Below are 16,854 nucleotides of genomic sequence, written 5' to 3'. Positions count from 1 at the left end.
TGAGAAAAAGCCGCGTCAGCTCAGCCGCTTACTCTCGACCACCGTCTTGACGAACGCCGGTCGGGCTGCCGCGGCTGAACTTGATGGCCGAATGGACAGCACTGCCGCCGTGTTGGGCATAATTTCGCCTCACGGTCCGGTGATTGATGAAAGATCGGACGGGGACGTTCATGCACCGCAACATCCATGTCAGCTCGCGGATTCTGCGAGCTTGCGTACTCGGCCTAGCCACCATTTCGGCCGCGGTCATCGCCACCACCGACACGGCTGACGCCCGCCGAAAACACCGTCATCATCGGGCCAAGGTCGAGCGGAGCAGCTACAACCCCGCCTTCGCCTCGATCATCGTCGACGCCAACACCGGCGCCACCCTCACCGCGACGAATCCCGACGCGCTGCGCCACCCGGCGTCCCTCACCAAGATCATGACGCTGTATTTGCTGTTCGAGCGTCTCGAAGCCGGCAAGCTGTCGCTCGACAGCGAGATGGAAGTCTCCGAACATGCCTCGTCGCAGGCCCCGACCAAACTCGGCCTACGTCCCGGCCAGACATTGCGCGTCGAGGACGCCATCAAGGGCCTTGTCACCCGCTCGGCCAATGACGCGGCTGTCGTCATTGCCGAAACCGTCGGCGGCAGCGAAACCGACTTTGCCCGACTGATGACCCGCAAGGCCCGCGCGCTCGGCATGTCGCGCACCGTCTATCGCAACGCGTCGGGCCTGCCCAACGACGACCAGGTCACCACCGCGCGCGATCAGTCGATTCTCGGCCGCGCCATCCAGGACCGGTTCCCGCGCTATTACCGCTACTTCCAGACCAGCGTCTTCACCTACCGCGGCAACGCGATCCGCAACCACAATCGCCTGCTCGGCAGCGTCGAAGGTGTCGACGGCATCAAGACCGGCTACACCCGCGCCTCCGGCTTCAACCTCGTCACCTCGATGCATCGTGGCAACCGGTTCCTGGTCGGCGTGGTGCTCGGCGGCCGCAGCGGCAGCTCGCGCGACGCCATCATGCGCAATCTGCTGGCCGAGAACCTGGACAAGGGCGCGACCCGCCGCACCGTCGCAGCGATCACCGAGCGCTCGCCGTCGCAGACCGAAATCGACGTCGCCGATGAGACGCCGACGCCGAAGCCGACCCCGGTCGCGGTGCAGAACCAGGGCGCTATCCAGGTCGCCTCGGCCGCTCCCGAGCCGGTCGAAACCGAATCTCGCGTCACCATTCCGGCCCCGCGCCCCATCGCGCCGGTCGCCGCGGCCAGGATCGAGAAGCCCGAGGCTGGTCCGTTCAATAGCGGCTCGCTCGAAAAGCCGTTGGCGCTGGTGCCGAATCCCGGCTCGTCCGAGCCGATGAAGCCGGTCCGGATCAAGACCGTCCAGGTCAAGTCGGCGCCGATCAAGCTGGCGTCCGCGGTCGCTGCCCCGCCGGTCACCAACACGATTCCGGCGCAGCGCCGCGACATCGCTGAAACCTCGAACGCTACCGTTGCCAAGGCCGAAATGATCCCGCAGCCCGCCAATCACGGCACCGGCAACGGAATCCTCGGCGTGATGCCGGCGTCCCGGATGGTTCCATCGACCACCCAGGCGATGGCCTCGGCGGAGCCCGCCGCGCCCGCCCCGACGATGCAGCAGAACGGCGCCATCAAGCCGGTTTCGCACAGCGGCTGGATCATTCAGGTCGGTGCGCTGCAGAGTGAGAGCGAAGCTAAGGCGCGGCTTGACGCCGCTCGCGATCAGGCCCGCGGCATGCTGGGCAAGGCCGACCCGTTCACCGAGACCGTGGTGGCCAAGGGCGACCGCAAGCTCTACCGCGCCCGCTTCGCCGGCCTCGAACGCGACGAAGCCGAAGCGGTCTGCAAGAAGCTGAAGCGCTCCGACATCTCCTGCTTCACGATCAAGAACTGACTTGGCCACACAGCACTGACTCTCACCATCATTGCGAGCGAAGCGAAGCAATCCAAATCCCAGCATGCGATTCTGGATTGCGTCGTCGCTTCGCTCCTCGCAATGTCGGGGATGGGCTTCTAATTTACAAAGAACGCGGTCGGGCTTCCCGGCCGCGTTTTCATTTGTGAAGTGGCGAGGAGTCTTCCTGAAACCACTCATCAATCATTGCGCGATAAAAACAGCATCAACGGCCACGCCGAAACGGCGGGCACCAGGTGTCAATCAGAGAACAGAATAGCCCTCGCAGTCTGGCGTTGAGTTGCGTTGCTGGAGTTAGCTGCGATGCGTGCGAAGCAAGGTATCCTTGGCCGCGTTTACACGGGCGGCAAGGAACGTCGACCCCCCTTGGTCGGGATGGAGTTTCTTCATCAGGGTGCGATGAGCACGCCTGATGTCGTCCGGCCCCGCGCCCGGCTTCAGGCCAAGGATCTGATAGGCTTCCTCGGTCGTCATTTTGCCGCCAGACGATTGGCTGTTCTGCCGCCCTGCCGCACCTCCCTGCGCGTTCTGACGCCAGGCGGGAAACCGGCGGTCCAGATAACTTTCAAGTAGCGAGCAGCTCTCTGCATCGAAGCCGGTCATCATCGCGGCGAGTTCGGCCAGATCGAACTCGTCGAGCGATCGGCCGGCATGCGGGCCCGTCAGAATGCGGCCGGCCATGGCGCCGCTCTCGTGGTCCAGCGTCATTTCGAGATTGGCGGAGCGGACCTGCGACGACTGTCCGGGTGAGCGCCGTCCGCCGAACATTCCACCGAGATTGCCGAACCCGGCCCTGCTCATCGGGTCCCACCCCAGCAGCCCCGCCCCGAACAGACCGAGCGGGATCGCCACCGCGAGCTGACCTCGCACGCCCATGAACAGCGCGGTCGCCAGCGTCACGATGCCGCCCGAGACCTTGAGCGCCCGCGCGAGAACCGCCGGGCTCGCCGAGCGAAACATCTGCAACAGGGTGTAAAGAACGAATACGGCGATGACGCCGATGATCAGCGTAGGCATGAGCCCAATATAGTCAGCCGGCAGCCGAAATGCACCGCTGGGAATGCTGCGGCTATTTCATCTGGCCGAGCAGCAGCGATGCGCTGCCGCCGTGCTGGGCGAGCCGCAGCAGTGCCTCGCGGCCACCCGCCGCATAGGCCGCCGCCGCCCGCAGCAGTTCGCGGAGCTGCCCTGCGGCGCCGGGATCGAACCGGCACCACGCGCCGCCGGTCAGCCGCGCGATCTCGCGGAAGGCGCTTTCGGCAACCGGATCGGCCCCCTCCTGAAAGATGAAGACCGGCACCTTGAGCATGCCGAGCTCGCCGGCTTTGGCGCACAGCTGGTCGACCGATTCCTCCATCGCGTCGCCGACGAACACGATGGCGCGTACTCCCGAGGCCACCGCTTCCTTGCGCGCATCCGACAGCACGCGGCCGATCTGGGTGTGGCCGCCGCGGCAGTCGATCCTGCCCATCAGCCGCGCCAATTCGTCGCTCGACGAGATCCAGCCCGAGGCGCGGCACTCGTTGATGCCGCGATAATACACCAGGCGGATATCGAGGCTGCCGATCGCCGCCGCCTCGCGGAACATGTCGGCCTGCAGCGCGCAAGCCATGTCCCAGGTCGGCTGGCGGCTCATCGTGGCGTCGAGCGCAAACAGCAGTCGGCCGCGCCTCGCCGTGCCCGGCGCCATCGCGCGCGCCTTGGCGACAAACGCCGCGATTTCGTCCGAGGTGCTGCTCGGCCGCAGCGACGTATCAGTGGCTGCGGTGGGAGTGTGCTGGGCGGGTCTGGTCGGCTGTCGGGGCATCGAAGCTCGCGTCGTGGACGCGGCTTATGTGGCGCTCGGCCGCCGGCGGGTCAATGCCGACGGGCTGCGGCCGCTGGTGGCGGCGAACGTGCCGCGGCTCAGCGCACTTGCGCCATCGCGCCGGGGGTCTGCCGGACCCGGGCCGGCACTGGCCGCCCGGCCTCGGTCTCGAGGAACTTGTCGAGCGCGCTGCTGATCGAATTTTTGACGTCGTCGGGGCCGCGGTCGCTCATATCGGTGTGCTGAAAGCCGGTGTTGACCACGGTGATGCCGGCCTGATCGCAGATCGACTGATCCGGCACGACGCCCGGATCGGGCTTGAACACCGGATCCTTGGAGCGGAACGACAGGATGCGGAATTTGCCGTCGATCATGAACGGGACCCGCAGATTGTCGAGCGTCACCACCTTGCGGATCCGGTCCGGATGCAGCTTGGCGTAGTACATCGAGATGTCGCCGCCGTTGGAATGCCCGACCATCGTCAGGTGGTCGTAATCGGCGTTCGGCTGCAGCTTCTCGAGCTGCTTGACGGCAAATTCGATGTTGGCGATGCCGCGCTCGTACACCGGCAGCCGGCCGACATAGAGCTCGCCGACCTTGGTCACCAGCGGTGCGTCGGAGTCGAGATCGTGCTGGATGCTCACCGCCATGTAGCCGCGGGCGGCGAACAGATTGGCGAGGAACGAGTACTCGGTGTAACGGACCGTGTTGCCGTGATTGAGGATCGCGACCGGCAGCTCGGCAAGGCCGGCGTCGGCCTGCAGTTCCTTGTCGCGGCGGACGGCGATATCGATCGCGACCGGGCGATTTCGAACCGTGTCGTAGAAGGTCAACGTCTGATGACGGATCGCCCACTTCGAAGCGGTGAAATACGCTGCGGCCGAGACGAGGCACAGCGCGAGCAGAACGATAATTCCGCGCGTCATTGGTCCATCCTGTGTCGGCGCGATTCCCCATGCCCGGGGTCTCGGAGGCCGATACAGCGACTATAAATCACCGCTATATGACAGGAAGATCAAACATTAGGAAAAACGCGCTGCCGAGTTGTGCAACTGCACAACACGGCGACAGCGAGGGATATTTGCCCTCTCGCACCGCTATTGGTGAGAATCTACTCACCCTGCACAGCCGACACGCAGAATCGCCCTCTCCCCTACGGCCGCACGATTGCTACCAAAGCACGAGATAACAGCCAGCAATAAGCGAACGTGCGTTATGCGCCGACGATGTCGTGTAGTTCGAGGGGCTTCTCGACCTGCGCGAACCATTCGGCGCGATTGGCCGCCCGCCGGCGGCCGCGCTCATCGAGCGGCAGCTTCAATTGTCGCAGCAGCGCGCTGACTTCCTCGCGCGCGGTGACGTGGCCCATGCTGGGACGAGTGCCGAGCGTTGCTTTGGTCAGATCATCGAGCGCCGTCAGCCCGCGCGGGAAAAATTCGCGATACACCGAACGCTCGGCAAATCCGTCGAGCGGCCGGAAGCCGATCTGCCGCGCGAGGTCTTTCAGGCTGGCGGCAACGAACTGAGTGTTGCGCGCTGCCACCGTCGACAGCCGGTTGCGTACGACGATCCAGTCGGTGTCGACGCCGTCGAGCTGGCGCCGCTTGCGCCGCGCGTCCTGCACCATCGTGGCGTAGTGGCTCGCACCGGTCACCGCCAGCGTCGCCGGGTCGAGGTGGCCGAGCACGTCGAAGTCCAGGAAGCTGTCGTTGATCGGCGTCACCAGCGTGTCGGCCATCGAATGCGCCAGCCGCATCAGGTAACTGTCCGAGCCGGGCGTATCGATCACCAGGAAGTCGTGGGATTGCTCGACAGCCGCGACCGCCTCGGCGAACTGATCGAACTCGGTCTGCTCGTTGTCGGCCACCTGCATGGTCTCGCCGAGCCTGATACAGCAATGCCGCGGCAATTCGAGATCGGCGCCGGTATGGCGCGCCCAGGCGCGGCGATTGGCGATGGTGCGGGTGAAGCTCTGCTGCCGGCAATCAAGGTCGATGCTGGCGACGCGCTGGCCGGCCTTCAGTAGCGCGACCGCGATGTGCAGCGCCAGCGTCGACTTGCCCGAACCGCCCTTCTCGTTGCCGAGGACGATCACGTGCGCCGAGCCTGTGTGTGCCTGGGTCGCCTGAACCAGCATCGCTTTTCCTTTTGCGGACATCTTCGAAGCGGCAGACCGCGCCGGTCAAGCAAATTGCGTAGACGTGCTGGCGGATCAATCCCGTTCGCGCTTCATCATGAATCCTAACCCTGTGCGCCGCTGGCCGACATGCGGCTTCGGCTTGGCGGGACATCGCATCGTTTGATAAGATCGAAGTCCTGACGGCGCCGGCCGTCGTCCTGTTATCGCTTGCGAGTTGTCATGTCCCGTCCGCCGATCGTCGCCCGCACCCTCCCCGCTCTCCGCCGCGCGCTCGGCGAACTCCGGCGCCGCAACGCCTCGGTGGCGCTGGTGCCGACCATGGGGGCGCTACACGATGGCCACGTCTCGCTGGTGCGCCTCGCCAAGCGCCGTGCCGACAAGGTGGTGGTGTCGGTGTTCGTCAACCCCACGCAGTTCGCGCCGAACGAGGACTTCGGCTCCTATCCGCGGACCTGGAAGGCCGACGCCGCCAAGCTCGCCGCCGAGGAGGTCGATCTGATCTGGAATCCGGACGTCAAGGCGATGTACCCGGAAGGTTATGCCAGCCACATCGGCGTCGATGGTCCGGCCGTCGCCGGCCTCGAGGACCGCTTCCGTCCGCATTTCTTCGGCGGCGTCGCCACCGTGGTCGGCAAGCTGTTCATCCAGGTGCGACCGGATTTCGCGATCTTCGGCTCCAAGGATTATCAGCAGCTCCGCGTCGTGACGCGGATGGCCGCCGACCTCGATACCGGCGTCAAGGTGATCGGCGCCCCGACGGTGCGCGAGCGCGACGGCCTCGCGATGTCGTCGCGTAATGTCTACCTCACCCCCGAGCAGCGCCAGATCGCTCCCACGCTGTATCGTGCCATGAAGGCTGTGGCCAAGCTGCTGAAGGCCGGCAAGACCGCCGATGCCTCGCTCAAGGTCGGCAGCGAGATGATCACCAGCGCCGGCTTCGCGCTCGACTACCTCGAAGCCCGCCACGCCGAAACGCTGGCCCCGGTGCGCTCGGCCAAAGACGGCCCGATCCGCCTCCTCGTCGCGGCGAAGATCGGCACGACAAGACTGATCGACAACATCGCGGTGTGAGCTGTTCTGCATTTGATGAAATTACCGCCGTCATCCTGAGGTGCTCACTGGGCCGCCGGCCCAGTGAGCCTCGAAGGATGCGCCGCGAGCACGTTGGCCGCATCCTTCGAGGCGCGCTGCGCGCGCACCTCAGGATGACGACTCCACACTTGGAGCGGCGGCGTCGCTTCGATCAATCGATGAAGCGCTCTAGGCTACAGCAGCCCCAACTCCCGCAGCTCCCGCCGCATCGGCTCGGGCATTGCCGCGATGCTTTCGGCGGCTTTGCCGAGGTCGGGCGGTGCGTCGGCGGCGGTGAGATAGCGCCAGCCCTGGAACGGCCGCATCGGTCGCGGGCTCACCGGATACACTTTCGGCTCCATGATCAGCCGGCAGCGGCCGACGCCCTCGCCATCGCGGAACGGCTCGATGCCGATCAGCCTTGTGCGGGCAGCGATCTCGCCGCGGATCACCCAATAAAGCGAGCCGCCGTCGAGCAGTTCGGCGTCGCGCTTGGGCACCATGCGGGTAATGTGAAAATGTTGGCGCGGCAGGCCCTGAGCCTTCGCCAGCCGGGCGCGCTCGGCGACCCGGCTGGTCAACTCCTTCACGGAGTCGCAGCCGACCGCCAGCTTGATCATATGCAGCGCCATGGTTTCGGAACGTCCTGAGGCAGGGAGGAGCTGCGATCAGTTATCCGAATTTGCCCCAGCCGGCGCAAGCTGCACCGGCGCAGAGGCTGGCTTCGGTTTCGGCGGAGGCGCACGCTTGACCGGCGCAGGGGGGTGACCGCCGGTATGCGCAGGGGCCTGGGCCTGCGCATTGGCGGCGGCCGGCGGCCGCTTCGCCGCCTGCCCCGCCGTCGCAGGCGGCGCAGCCGCGGCCGGCGGCTTGGGCGCTGGCGGCGATGGTTCGGTCATGATGGAAATCGGCGGGATCGACGACGAGGTGGCGAAATCGATGTTCACCGGCTTGCCGGTCGGCGCCTCCGGGGCGGCTGGCGCAGCCGTCGCCGATGCAGCGGCCAGGGCTCCGCCGGTCGCGCCCTGCCACGATGCCGAAGCGCGGGTCACCGACATCTCGTAGACGTGCTCGTTCATGTTGGCGGCGATGCGGCTGTGATCGGTCAGCGATCGAAACGCCGCGCAATCCTCGGGCGTACAGCGCTCCTGCGCGGCCAGCACATAGGCGATCAGGCCGTAGCGGTCGCGCTCGATCGAGCGGCGAAGGCGGTCGATTTCGGGCGCCATCCGCTTGTCGGCGGCGGCGACGTCGCCGAGCGCGGTCAACCGAGCCAGCCGGGTCGACGCGTAGGACACCGCCGCGGCAATCGTTTCCGGCGTACCGAACAGTGTGCGTTCGCACGCCGCCTGAACGGCGTCACCGGCAAGATCGTCGACGCAGGCGAGCGCCGGCATCGCGCTGATCGAGCGGCTGGCGTCGGTGCTCCGCATCGCAGGGCTGGTGCCCTCACCGAACAGGCGCCATGCGGCAGAGCCGGCGACGCCCACCGCGAGCAGCGTGATGATACCGAGCACGCCGTTGGCGACCGAACGGTCGGCGCGCAGCAGCGCGACGAGCAGGATCAGCACCAGCACCGCCGCTGCGCCAAGCGCGGCCAAGATCAGCGGGTTCGGCGAATGCAGAATGCGGTCGGCCGCGGTCGACGTCGAAGCCCAATCCATGCGCGTTGTCCCCTTCCGCGTACCCGGCTCAAATCAACACGGATTTGCGACGAAAATGCGCGCAGGTACAGGGCAAGGTTGCGGCACCAACACCGCGGCACCAGTTTCGCGGTCCTTGGAGCCATGCTCGGACGAGCTCGGCGTCACCGACTGCCGAGCAGCTCAGCAGACGGTGAGCTGGCTTTCCTTGGCGACGCGCTCGAAGGCTTCGGAAGTGCTTTTGATGCGATACTGGCAATCGGCGCCATCGGTCGGCAGCAGCCGGATGACTTCGTAGATTCCATCCGCTGCGGGACGGGCAACATTGCTGGCGGTAAAATAAACGTTCTCACCCACCACGAACTTGTGCTTCAACGCTCTAACTCCATGCGCCACGAGAACGCCGGCTGCAGAAAGTCCCCAGAACAACCGGCTGAAACCCCGCGGCGCGTATAGCATGTCGCAGCCCTCGCCGCCAGTGAGCGAGGCACATAGCAGCGACCCGAATTTGCAGATTTTTCAGCCAGATAGGCCGAAAAGCGCCGCGATTCCCGGGGGTTCCCGCCGAAGCCTGCGGAACCGGAATTATTCTGTTTCGAACCGCGCAATCAGCAGCGTCTCGGCGAGCGCCGCTTCGGTCCATTCGTGGAAGGCAGGCAGCGCCTGCATCACCGCCATGTAGCCTTCGGCGATCGAGTCCAACTCGATCGCATAATTTCGGAACCGGTGCACCACGGGCGCGAACATGGCATCTGCAGCACTGAAGGCGCCGAACAGATACGGCCCGCCGCGGCCGTATCGCTGGCGACACTCGGTCCAGATCTGCTGAATTCGAGCGATGTCGGCCTTCGCAGCGTCCGACAGCGGCTTCGGCCCGACCGGGCGATGGATGTTCATGCCGCACTCGCTGCGCAGCGCCGCGAAGCCAGAATGCATCTCGGCCGACACCGACCGTGCGTGGGCGCGTGCGGCGACGTCGTCGGGCCACAGCTGCGCCTTCGGAAACCGCTCGGCGGCGTACTCGATGATCGCCAGCGAATCCCAGATCGTCACATCGCCATCGACCAGCACCGGCACCTTGCCGGCCTCGGTGAAAGCGAGAATGCGGCGCTTGTCGGCATCGCCCGTGTACAGCGGGATCAGCACTTCATCGAAGCTGATGCCGGTCGCCCGCAGGGCGATCCACGGCCGCATCGACCAGGACGAGTAGTTCTTATTGCCGATCACCAGCGTGCGAGCCATCGATGCACTCCAACCAGCCGATTCATTGTGGCTTCGGCACTACTCAATCGTGCCGCCGGGCGCGCTGTCAATTGGTGGCGGTTGCGATGCGCGACGCAATGCGGCAGGTGTGGGCAATGAACACTTCGGATTCGCTTGCCAGCACGCCTGCATCGCTGCAGGACGCCCTCCTCTCGGTTCTGACCAAAGCCGGCTCCGGCACGCTGAGCGCGCCTGAGATCGCACACGCGATCGCGCCCGAGGGCGACTGGCACGGCCTCCTGATGCCGATCCGCCGCGCCGCCGTCGAACTGGCGATGGCCGGCCGGCTGGTGATCTATCGCAAGGGCAAGCCGGCCGACCCCACCGACTTCCGCGGCGTCTATCGTCTCGGCCTGCCGCGCCACGATTAGCCCGGCCCATTCCGCACAGCAGCTGCGATCGTCCGTCGGTTGTCCGGACCGCGCGCGCGGGATAATTGCACGCGCATCTTCGGATGAGGTGGAGGACGGAGCAACATGAGCGGCGACGAGATGGTCTGCAGCGGCGGTTGTCACTGCGGCGCGGTGCGGTTCGAGGCGACCTTCAGCGAAGGCTTCGCGTCGATCCGGCGCTGCACCTGCTCATACTGCCGGATGCGCGGCGCCGTCGTCGCGATGGCCGAGATGGGCGGGATCAAGATCCTGCAGGGCGAGGACGCGCTCACCACCTATCGCTTCCACACCGGCACGGCGCAGCACTTCTTCTGCTCACGCTGCGGCATCTACACCCACCACCAGCGCCGCTCGAACACGAACCTGTATGCCGTCAACGTCGCCTGCCTCGACGGCGTCAGCCCGTTCGACTTTGCCGAAGTCCCGGTGATGGACGGCGTCAATCACACCAACGACACCGGCCAGCCGACCCGCCGCGCCGGCACGCTGCGCTTCATCCCGGCGGACTGATGCGCCGATCCCGGTGGCTGCCGGTTACGGCGACGGCACCGGCTTCTCGCTGCGATGATGCAGCCAGTATGCCAGCAGGCCGGCCCATTCATGCGCGGCGACGTCCATGCGCGCCAGCCCGCTGCTCAGGCGGTTGAATGGCTGTGCGGCGTCCTGCCAGCCGCGGGTGCGCCAATCGACCGGATAGGCGACGACATCGAAACCGGCGGCGCGAAACACCTCGATCGAACGCGGCATGTGAAACGCCGACGTCACCAGCAGCCACAGCTCGCCAGGTCTTGGCGACACCAGCTCTCTGCTGAAGCGCGCGTTCTCCGCCGTGGTCCGCGAGCGCCGCTCCAGCAGGATCCGTTCTTTTGCCACGCCGAAGCGCTCGAACAGCTCAGCCGCGACCGGCGCCTCGGGCACCGAGTCGCCGAGCAGATTGCCGCTACCGCCGCTGTAGACGATCCGCGCGCTTGGATAGTCCCGCGCCAATTCCAGCGCGGCGACGACGCGCTCGGCCGAAGAATCCAGTTCGAGCGAACGGCGCGCGGCGCTGACGTCGGAGTCGAGCGCGCCGCCGAGCACGATGATGCCGTCCGGCGCCTTGCCGCTGTACTGCCACGGCGGATACCGCTCCGACAGCGTCAGCAGCATCACGCTGCCGAGCGGCGAATAGCCGGCGATCAGCAGCAGCACCACGCCGGCCGCCAATATGCGTGTGCCCGCCCGCCGCCATCGCGTCAGCAGCAGACCGACCCCCACCGCACAGATCGTCGCGATCAGGTTGGAGGGATGGATGAAGAAGCCGACAACCTTGGACAGCACGAAGAACATCGATCACCTGCAGAGGCCAAGGCTTGCGAGGTGGCGGGATTCCGGCGTCCGGGTCAATCCGGTGCGATGTCGCCGTCGCGCCACCCGCCGTCGTTCCGCGGCGCGTCGCGCAGCCACCGTCGTTTCCGGGGCGCGTCGCGCAGCTACGCGAACCCGGAACCTCGCAGGGCTCTGCCCGCCGGAAATTCAGGGTTCACGCAGCTTCGCTGCGCACCCCGGAATGGTTTGTGCCTGCGCCCCAGCCGCATCAGCAGCCGTCATCCCTGCGCAGGGTTTCCGTCAGCCAGACGATTACTTCAGGCCGAACCACAGCGTGGCGATGCCGAGAAACGAGAAGAAACCGACCACGTCGGTGACGGTGGTAACAAACGTTCCCGACGCCACCGCCGGATCGGCGCGGACGCGGTCCAGCGCCATCGGGATCAGGATTCCGCCGAGCGCGCCGGCGACCAGATTGCAGACCATCGCCAATGCGATCACCACGCCGAGACCGACGACGCCGAACCACGCATAGGCGGCGAGCCCGGTGATCACCGCGAAACCGACGCCGTTGACCAGACCGACCAGCGCCTCGCGCATCACCACACGCGTCGCATTCCACGGCCCGAGCTCGCGCGTCGCCAGCGCCCGCACCGCCACCGTCATGGTCTGGGTTGCCGCGTTGCCGCCCTGGCTGGCGACGATCGGCGCCAGCACCGCCAGCGCCACCATCTGCTGCAGCTGATCCTCGAACAGCCCGAGCACCGAGGAAGCCAGGAACGCCGTGGCAAGATTGACCAGCAGCCAGTTGAAGCGGCCGCGGGCGATGGTCCAGACTCGGTCGGAGAGTTCTTCGTCGCTGGTGACGCCGCCGAGAGCCTTGAGGTCCTCGTCGGCCTCCTCCTCGATCACGTCGACGACGTCGTCGATGGTGATGACGCCGACCAGCCGGTTGTCGGGATCGACGACTGGCGCCGCGACCAGATTGTACTTGCCGAACAGCCGCGCGACCTCCTCCTGATCGTCGAGCACCGAGACCTTGCGGCGGTCCTCGTCGATCAGGTCGGCCAGCGGCACGTTGCGGTGCGAGCGCAGCAGCGCGTCGAGCGCCACGGCGCCCTGCCACCGATTGTCCTTGTCGACGACGTAGATCTCGTAGAACCGATCCGGCAGATCCGGCGTCTCGCGCATGTGGTCGATCGCCTGGCCAACCGTCCAGTCGCGCGGCACGGCGATGAACTCGGTCTGCATCCGCCGGCCGGCGGAGTTCTCCGGATAGTCGAGGCTGCGCTCCAGCGCGTCGCGCTCGGAGGGAGGCAGCTTGTCGAGGATCTCGTCCTGCTCGTGCTCGTCGAGCACCTGCAGCAGTTCGACGGCGTCGTCGGAATCGAGTTCGCGGACGCCTTCGGCAACGGTGGCGGGCTCGAGTTCGTCGAGGATCTCCTCGCGGACGGTCTCGTCGACCTCGTTCAGCGCCGAGAAGTCGAAGTCGGTGCCGGTTAGTTCCACCAGCCGCACCCGCTCGTCGGGCTCAAGCGTCCCGATCAGATCGCCGAGATCGGCCTCGTGCAGGTCGCAGACCACGTCGCGCAGGAACGGCGCGTTCTCCTCGGCGATCGCCTGTGAGACGGCGGCGACGAAGTCGGCCCTGATTTCGCCGTGCTCGTCCCGCATCGGAAGAGCATCGGGCACGGATCGGCCGTCTCGCACGACCGCGTCGAGTTCGTCGGCCATCGCGCACCCCATAGGTTTGACTGGTGGGTTTTATCGGTTGCAGATTTCGCGGGCCGTCGGGCAAGATGCGGCGTCGATCGGCGGATCGCATGCCAGTGGCAATACTCAATCGGTGACGCGCGGCGCAATGAAATTCACGACATCCACGTTCGATCAGTCCGCCCGGAGGGTGTCATGAACAAAGCCAAGCGCGCCGCCGCCGCGGCCATGAAAACAGCGGCGACCGCAGCCGTCGCCTTCGCGGTGCTCGGCCCGTCGGCGAAGGCCGCCGATTGCCCCCGCCCGGATGCGCTCGGCACCGCGCGCACGCTGACGATCGATGCCGCCAAATATCCGCGGATCGGCACCAAGAGCTTTCCCGAAACGCTGCCGCTCGAAGATCACGAAGTCGTGCTGACGTTCGACGACGGCCCGGCCGCGACCACCCCGAAGGTGCTGAAGGCGCTGGCGGACGAATGCGTCAAGGCGACGTTCTTCCTGGTCGGCAAGCCGGCGCTGGAGATGCCGGCGCTGGTCCGCCGCATCGCCGCCGAGGGCCACACCGTCGGCCACCACACCTGGACGCACGCCCATCTGGCGCATCTCAGCCAGGCCGACGCGCTAGCCGAGATCGACCGCGGCATCGCCGCCGACGAGTCCATGCTGCGCGGCCACGGCGCGCCGCTGTCCGAGACCAAATTCTTCCGCTTTCCGTATTTCGAGTCGACGCCTGCTCTGCTCGACAATCTTCAGTCCCGCGGCATCGTCGTCTGGGGCGCGGACCTTTGGGCGAGCGACTGGAACCTGATGACGCCGGAAGAGCAGCTCAAGCTGATCAGCGACCGCCTCACCGTCGCCCGCAAGGGCATCATCCTGTTTCACGACCCTCGCGCGCAGACCGCCGCGATGATCCCGGCTTTCCTGCGCTTCCTGCGCGAGAACCACTATCGCGTCGTCCATGTCGTACCGCCGCCCGCCGGCAACCCGGCGGTTGCGACCGGCGCACACGCCACCCGCTGAATCCGGGGTGGCGCGAGCGCACAAACCGTGATCAAACGCCACAATTAAGCTACCGTTCAGGCTGTTCCTTTACGATCTGGCGGGGTCAATTGATCCGAGGTGCGTGGTCGCGAGATGGCTGAAGTGTTTCGACCCAAGAGCCGGGCAAGGCCGATGCTCGGCCTCGCCTGCGCGACCGCAACGCTCGCCCTGTCCGCTACTTCGGCGCTTGCGGCGGATTGTCCCGGCAATCCGAACGCACTCGGCACCTCGCGAACGCTGGTGGTGGACCCGCGCGAACACCCGCGGATCGGCACCATGCAATATGCCGAGACGCTGCCGCTGCAGGACCACGAGGTGGTACTGACCTTCGACGACGGCCCGCTGCCGCGGCAGAGCAACGCAGTGCTCGACATTCTCGCCAAGGAATGCGTCAAGGCGACGTTCTTCGTCGTCGGCCGGATGGCCAAGGGCTATCCGGAAGGCGTCCGCAAGCTGCGCGCCGCCGGCCACACCATCGGCACCCACAGCCAGAATCATCCGCTGAGCTTCAACCGGATGTCGGTCGAGCAGGCCCAGCAGGAGGTCGACGAAGGCATCGCGTCGGTCGCCGCCGCGCTGGGCGATCGCAGCGCCGTGGCGCCGTTCTTCCGGATCCCCGGCCTGCTGCGCGCCGAAGCGGTCGAAGGCTATCTCGCCTCCCAGGGCATCCAGGCCTGGAGCGCCGACTTCCCGGCCGACGACTGGCGCCACATCTCGCCCGAGGCGGTCTACGGCCTCGCGATGAGCCGGCTGCAGGCCAAGGGCCGCGGCGTGCTGCTGCTGCACGACATCCAGGCGCGCACTGTGGGGGCGCTGCCGAACATCCTGCACGAGCTGAAGGCGCGCGGCTATCGCATCGTCCACGTGGTGCCGGCCAGCAAGACCCTGCCGAAGACCCCGACCGAACCGTCGCAATGGCGGCTGCACCCGATCACCGAGCAGGTCGCGATCCGGCGTTGGCCAAAGGTGCCTGGCTTCAGCTTCGCCCATGCGGAGATGCTGCCGGTCCCCGCGGTTGCGGATCTCAGCCTCGATCTCGGCGGCGCGCACGCCACCTTCCGGCATACCCAGCGCAGCGTGCCGGCGCCGCCGTGGCCGCGGCAGACGCCGGTCGAGAGTTCGGCGAATCTGATCGCCTTCCCGGTACCCGCTTCTGCGGTGTTCAGCATCCCGGAAAAGACCCAGCCGGCGATCCGCGCCACCGTCCTGTTGCCGGCGCGCCATGCGGCCAGCAACGCCCCCGGGGCGCCCGCCGGCGCGATGGCCTCCGCCGCTCCGATCCGGCAGATCTCCGGCAGCCACGCCATCGCCCCCGCCGGCCTGCAGCGCGGCCCGATCGGCGTCACCGCCCGCCCGCGGCCGCTGAATCACTGAAGCAGTTCTGATTCTGACAGAACATCGCCGTCATCCTGAGCCGGCCAACCGAGAGCCTGACCAAAAGCCCGCCTTCGAATCCAGGCACGTCCTATCCACGCGTCATGCCCGGCCTTGTGCCGGGCATCCACGCCTTGCTGCCGGAAATTTAGAAAAGGCGTGGATGGCCGGGACACGCCCGGCCATGACGGAGTGTGTGAGCAAGCGAATTGGCCGTCAGCGCCGTTTGCGGGACGGCTTGTTCTTCACCGAGGTGAGAAACTCGCGGTCGGTTTCGATCCGCTTCTCCAAGAACGTCGTCACCGCCTTGATGCGCGCGATGTGCAGCAAATCCTCGTGCACCGACAGCCAGATATCGCGGGTGGTGAACAGCTCCGGCATCACCGGACGCAGCGCCGGATTGGCGGAGGCGACGTAGGACGGCAGCATCGCGATGCCCTGCCCTTCGGTCACCGCGATCGACTGTGCCACCAGGCTGGTGCTGCGGAAGATGGTGTGCGGCGGCCGCAGCACGTCGGACAGCCAGCGGTTCTCCTTGCTGTAGATGTAGTCCTCGATGAAGTCGATGAAGGCGTGGGTCTCCAGCTCCTTCACCGTCGTCGGCGGACTGCGCCCACCAAAGTAGGCGTCGGTCGCGTATAAAGAGATCCGAAACTCGCCGACCTTCTTGATCGACAGCCGCTTGCCCTGCGGGCGGAAGAAGCTGACGAAGATATCGGCCTCGCGCCGGCTGAGGTCCAAGAGCCGCGTATCGGTGATCAGTTCGATCTGGATCGACGGATAGAGCCGGTTGAAGTCGGCGATGCAGCGCGTCAGATAAAAGCTGCCGATGCCTTCCATCGCGGCGATACGCACCGCGCCGCCGGCATCTGCGGTGTCGGTGCCGATCGCCTCGACGATCGAATTGGCCTGGCTCTCCATGCCCTCGGCATATTGCAGCAGCCGCATGCCGATTTCGGTCAGCGTGAAGCCGGACTTGCTGCGCTTGAACAGCGTCGAATTCAGGCTGCGCTCCAGCTCGCGGACGCGGCGGCTGACCGTGGTGTGGTCGACCTTGAGCTTGGCGGCGGCGCGAACCAGGCTGCGCTGCCGCGCCACCTCGAGGAAATAGACGATGTCGTTCCAGTCGTACTTGATGGTGCGCTGAGTCTTCACCACGCCCGCAGCCGTC

General features: G+C 66.4%; 17 protein-coding genes. 6 read left to right on the top strand and 11 right to left on the bottom strand.

What is annotated here, in order from left to right; translation table 11 throughout:
* Positions 1-170: 170 nt before the first annotated feature.
* Positions 171-1,910, top strand: a complete 1,740-nt coding sequence (locus tag D4Q52_RS01110) for a serine hydrolase (RefSeq protein ID WP_119854681.1) — start codon at positions 171-173, stop codon at positions 1,908-1,910.
* A 315-nt stretch (positions 1,911-2,225) separates the two neighbouring features.
* On the opposite strand, the gene D4Q52_RS01105 is transcribed toward D4Q52_RS01110, so the two are convergent.
* The 4 genes from D4Q52_RS01105 to D4Q52_RS01090 form a co-directional block, all read right to left on the bottom strand.
* Positions 2,226-2,948, bottom strand: coding sequence for a DnaJ domain-containing protein (locus D4Q52_RS01105; RefSeq protein WP_119854680.1), 723 nt, complete (start codon positions 2,946-2,948; stop codon positions 2,226-2,228).
* 52 nt (positions 2,949-3,000) lie between these two features.
* Positions 3,001-3,738 (bottom strand): VWA domain-containing protein, encoded by a 738-nt coding sequence (locus tag D4Q52_RS01100; RefSeq protein ID WP_119854679.1) that lies wholly within the window; start codon positions 3,736-3,738, stop codon positions 3,001-3,003.
* A 98-nt stretch (positions 3,739-3,836) separates the two neighbouring features.
* Positions 3,837-4,664 (bottom strand): alpha/beta fold hydrolase, encoded by an 828-nt coding sequence (locus tag D4Q52_RS01095; RefSeq protein ID WP_119854678.1) that lies wholly within the window; start codon positions 4,662-4,664, stop codon positions 3,837-3,839.
* Positions 4,665-4,951: 287 nt separating this feature from the next.
* Positions 4,952-5,875 carry a division plane positioning ATPase MipZ gene (locus D4Q52_RS01090; RefSeq protein WP_119854677.1) on the bottom strand — a complete coding sequence of 308 codons (924 nt, stop codon included), beginning with the start codon at positions 5,873-5,875 and terminating at the stop codon, positions 4,952-4,954.
* Between the two features lie 222 nt (positions 5,876-6,097).
* On the opposite strand from D4Q52_RS01090, the gene panC reads away from it, so the two are divergent.
* On the top strand, positions 6,098-6,949 hold the full coding sequence (gene panC / locus D4Q52_RS01085) for a pantoate--beta-alanine ligase (RefSeq protein ID WP_119854676.1): 852 nt from the start codon (positions 6,098-6,100) through the stop codon (positions 6,947-6,949).
* A 194-nt stretch (positions 6,950-7,143) separates the two neighbouring features.
* On the opposite strand, the gene D4Q52_RS01080 is transcribed toward panC, so the two are convergent.
* The 4 genes from D4Q52_RS01080 to D4Q52_RS01065 form a co-directional block, all read right to left on the bottom strand.
* Positions 7,144-7,581 (bottom strand): DUF1489 family protein, encoded by a 438-nt coding sequence (locus tag D4Q52_RS01080; RefSeq protein ID WP_119854675.1) that lies wholly within the window; start codon positions 7,579-7,581, stop codon positions 7,144-7,146.
* Positions 7,582-7,617: 36 nt separating this feature from the next.
* Complete coding sequence (locus D4Q52_RS01075) at positions 7,618-8,613, bottom strand: hypothetical protein (protein WP_119854674.1); 996 nt, start codon at positions 8,611-8,613, stop codon at positions 7,618-7,620.
* A 162-nt stretch (positions 8,614-8,775) separates the two neighbouring features.
* Positions 8,776-8,967 carry a hypothetical protein gene (locus D4Q52_RS01070; protein ID WP_119854673.1) on the bottom strand — a complete coding sequence of 64 codons (192 nt, stop codon included), beginning with the start codon at positions 8,965-8,967 and terminating at the stop codon, positions 8,776-8,778.
* 210 nt (positions 8,968-9,177) lie between these two features.
* A complete protein-coding gene (locus D4Q52_RS01065) occupies positions 9,178-9,834 on the bottom strand; it encodes a glutathione S-transferase family protein (RefSeq protein ID WP_119854672.1) in 657 nt (218 codons plus the stop codon).
* 116 nt (positions 9,835-9,950) lie between these two features.
* Between D4Q52_RS01065 and D4Q52_RS01060 the strand changes: the two genes are divergently transcribed.
* Both D4Q52_RS01060 and D4Q52_RS01055 read left to right on the top strand, forming a co-directional pair.
* Entirely contained in the window at positions 9,951-10,226 is a 276-nt protein-coding gene (locus D4Q52_RS01060) for a DUF3253 domain-containing protein (protein WP_119854850.1), read from the top strand.
* A 105-nt stretch (positions 10,227-10,331) separates the two neighbouring features.
* Complete coding sequence (locus tag D4Q52_RS01055; RefSeq protein WP_119854671.1) at positions 10,332-10,757, top strand: GFA family protein; 426 nt, start codon at positions 10,332-10,334, stop codon at positions 10,755-10,757.
* 24 nt (positions 10,758-10,781) lie between these two features.
* On the opposite strand, the gene D4Q52_RS01050 is transcribed toward D4Q52_RS01055, so the two are convergent.
* Together D4Q52_RS01050 and mgtE are read right to left on the bottom strand one after the other, a co-directional pair.
* Positions 10,782-11,576 (bottom strand): YdcF family protein, encoded by a 795-nt coding sequence (locus D4Q52_RS01050; RefSeq protein ID WP_119854670.1) that lies wholly within the window; start codon positions 11,574-11,576, stop codon positions 10,782-10,784.
* Positions 11,577-11,867: 291 nt separating this feature from the next.
* Positions 11,868-13,289 (bottom strand): magnesium transporter, encoded by a 1,422-nt coding sequence (mgtE, locus tag D4Q52_RS01045; protein ID WP_119854849.1) that lies wholly within the window; start codon positions 13,287-13,289, stop codon positions 11,868-11,870.
* Positions 13,290-13,463: 174 nt separating this feature from the next.
* On the opposite strand from mgtE, the gene D4Q52_RS01040 reads away from it, so the two are divergent.
* Together D4Q52_RS01040 and D4Q52_RS01035 are read left to right on the top strand one after the other, a co-directional pair.
* Complete coding sequence (locus D4Q52_RS01040) at positions 13,464-14,288, top strand: polysaccharide deacetylase family protein (protein ID WP_425328441.1); 825 nt, start codon at positions 13,464-13,466, stop codon at positions 14,286-14,288.
* Positions 14,289-14,402: 114 nt separating this feature from the next.
* Positions 14,403-15,683, top strand: a complete 1,281-nt coding sequence (locus tag D4Q52_RS01035) for a polysaccharide deacetylase family protein (protein WP_119854669.1) — start codon at positions 14,403-14,405, stop codon at positions 15,681-15,683.
* A gap of 216 nt (positions 15,684-15,899) precedes the next feature.
* Here D4Q52_RS01035 and D4Q52_RS01030 read toward each other — a convergent pair whose 3' ends face one another.
* Positions 15,900-16,841, bottom strand: a complete 942-nt coding sequence (locus tag D4Q52_RS01030; protein WP_119854668.1) for a LysR family transcriptional regulator — start codon at positions 16,839-16,841, stop codon at positions 15,900-15,902.
* Positions 16,842-16,854: the final 13 nt, after the last annotated feature.

Origin of the sequence: Rhodopseudomonas palustris (genome assembly GCF_003591005.1) — a bacterium.
GTDB classification, from domain to species: domain Bacteria; phylum Pseudomonadota; class Alphaproteobacteria; order Rhizobiales; family Xanthobacteraceae; genus Rhodopseudomonas; species Rhodopseudomonas palustris_K.
The sequence above is the reverse complement of the archived record's forward strand: the minus strand, read 5'-3'. Positions and strand labels throughout refer to the sequence as shown.

Excerpts from the sequence above, each read along its gene's own strand:
- D4Q52_RS01110 (WP_119854681.1), top strand. The coding sequence starts at position 171 with ATGCACCGCAACATCCATGTCAGCTCGCGGATTCTGCGAGCTTGCGTA.
- D4Q52_RS01105 (WP_119854680.1), bottom strand. The coding sequence starts at position 2,948 with ATGCCTACGCTGATCATCGGCGTCATCGCCGTATTCGTTCTTTACACC.
- D4Q52_RS01100 (WP_119854679.1), bottom strand. The coding sequence starts at position 3,738 with ATGCCCCGACAGCCGACCAGACCCGCCCAGCACACTCCCACCGCAGCC.
- D4Q52_RS01095 (WP_119854678.1), bottom strand. The coding sequence starts at position 4,664 with ATGACGCGCGGAATTATCGTTCTGCTCGCGCTGTGCCTCGTCTCGGCC.
- D4Q52_RS01090 (WP_119854677.1), bottom strand. The coding sequence starts at position 5,875 with ATGCTGGTTCAGGCGACCCAGGCACACACAGGCTCGGCGCACGTGATC.
- panC (WP_119854676.1), top strand. The coding sequence starts at position 6,098 with ATGTCCCGTCCGCCGATCGTCGCCCGCACCCTCCCCGCTCTCCGCCGC.
- D4Q52_RS01080 (WP_119854675.1), bottom strand. The coding sequence starts at position 7,581 with ATGGCGCTGCATATGATCAAGCTGGCGGTCGGCTGCGACTCCGTGAAG.
- D4Q52_RS01075 (WP_119854674.1), bottom strand. The coding sequence starts at position 8,613 with ATGGATTGGGCTTCGACGTCGACCGCGGCCGACCGCATTCTGCATTCG.
- D4Q52_RS01065 (WP_119854672.1), bottom strand. The coding sequence starts at position 9,834 with ATGGCTCGCACGCTGGTGATCGGCAATAAGAACTACTCGTCCTGGTCG.
- D4Q52_RS01060 (WP_119854850.1), top strand. The coding sequence starts at position 9,951 with ATGAACACTTCGGATTCGCTTGCCAGCACGCCTGCATCGCTGCAGGAC.
- D4Q52_RS01055 (WP_119854671.1), top strand. The coding sequence starts at position 10,332 with ATGAGCGGCGACGAGATGGTCTGCAGCGGCGGTTGTCACTGCGGCGCG.
- D4Q52_RS01050 (WP_119854670.1), bottom strand. The coding sequence starts at position 11,576 with ATGTTCTTCGTGCTGTCCAAGGTTGTCGGCTTCTTCATCCATCCCTCC.
- mgtE (WP_119854849.1), bottom strand. The coding sequence starts at position 13,289 with ATGGCCGACGAACTCGACGCGGTCGTGCGAGACGGCCGATCCGTGCCC.
- D4Q52_RS01040 (WP_425328441.1), top strand. The coding sequence starts at position 13,464 with ATGAACAAAGCCAAGCGCGCCGCCGCCGCGGCCATGAAAACAGCGGCG.
- D4Q52_RS01035 (WP_119854669.1), top strand. The coding sequence starts at position 14,403 with ATGGCTGAAGTGTTTCGACCCAAGAGCCGGGCAAGGCCGATGCTCGGC.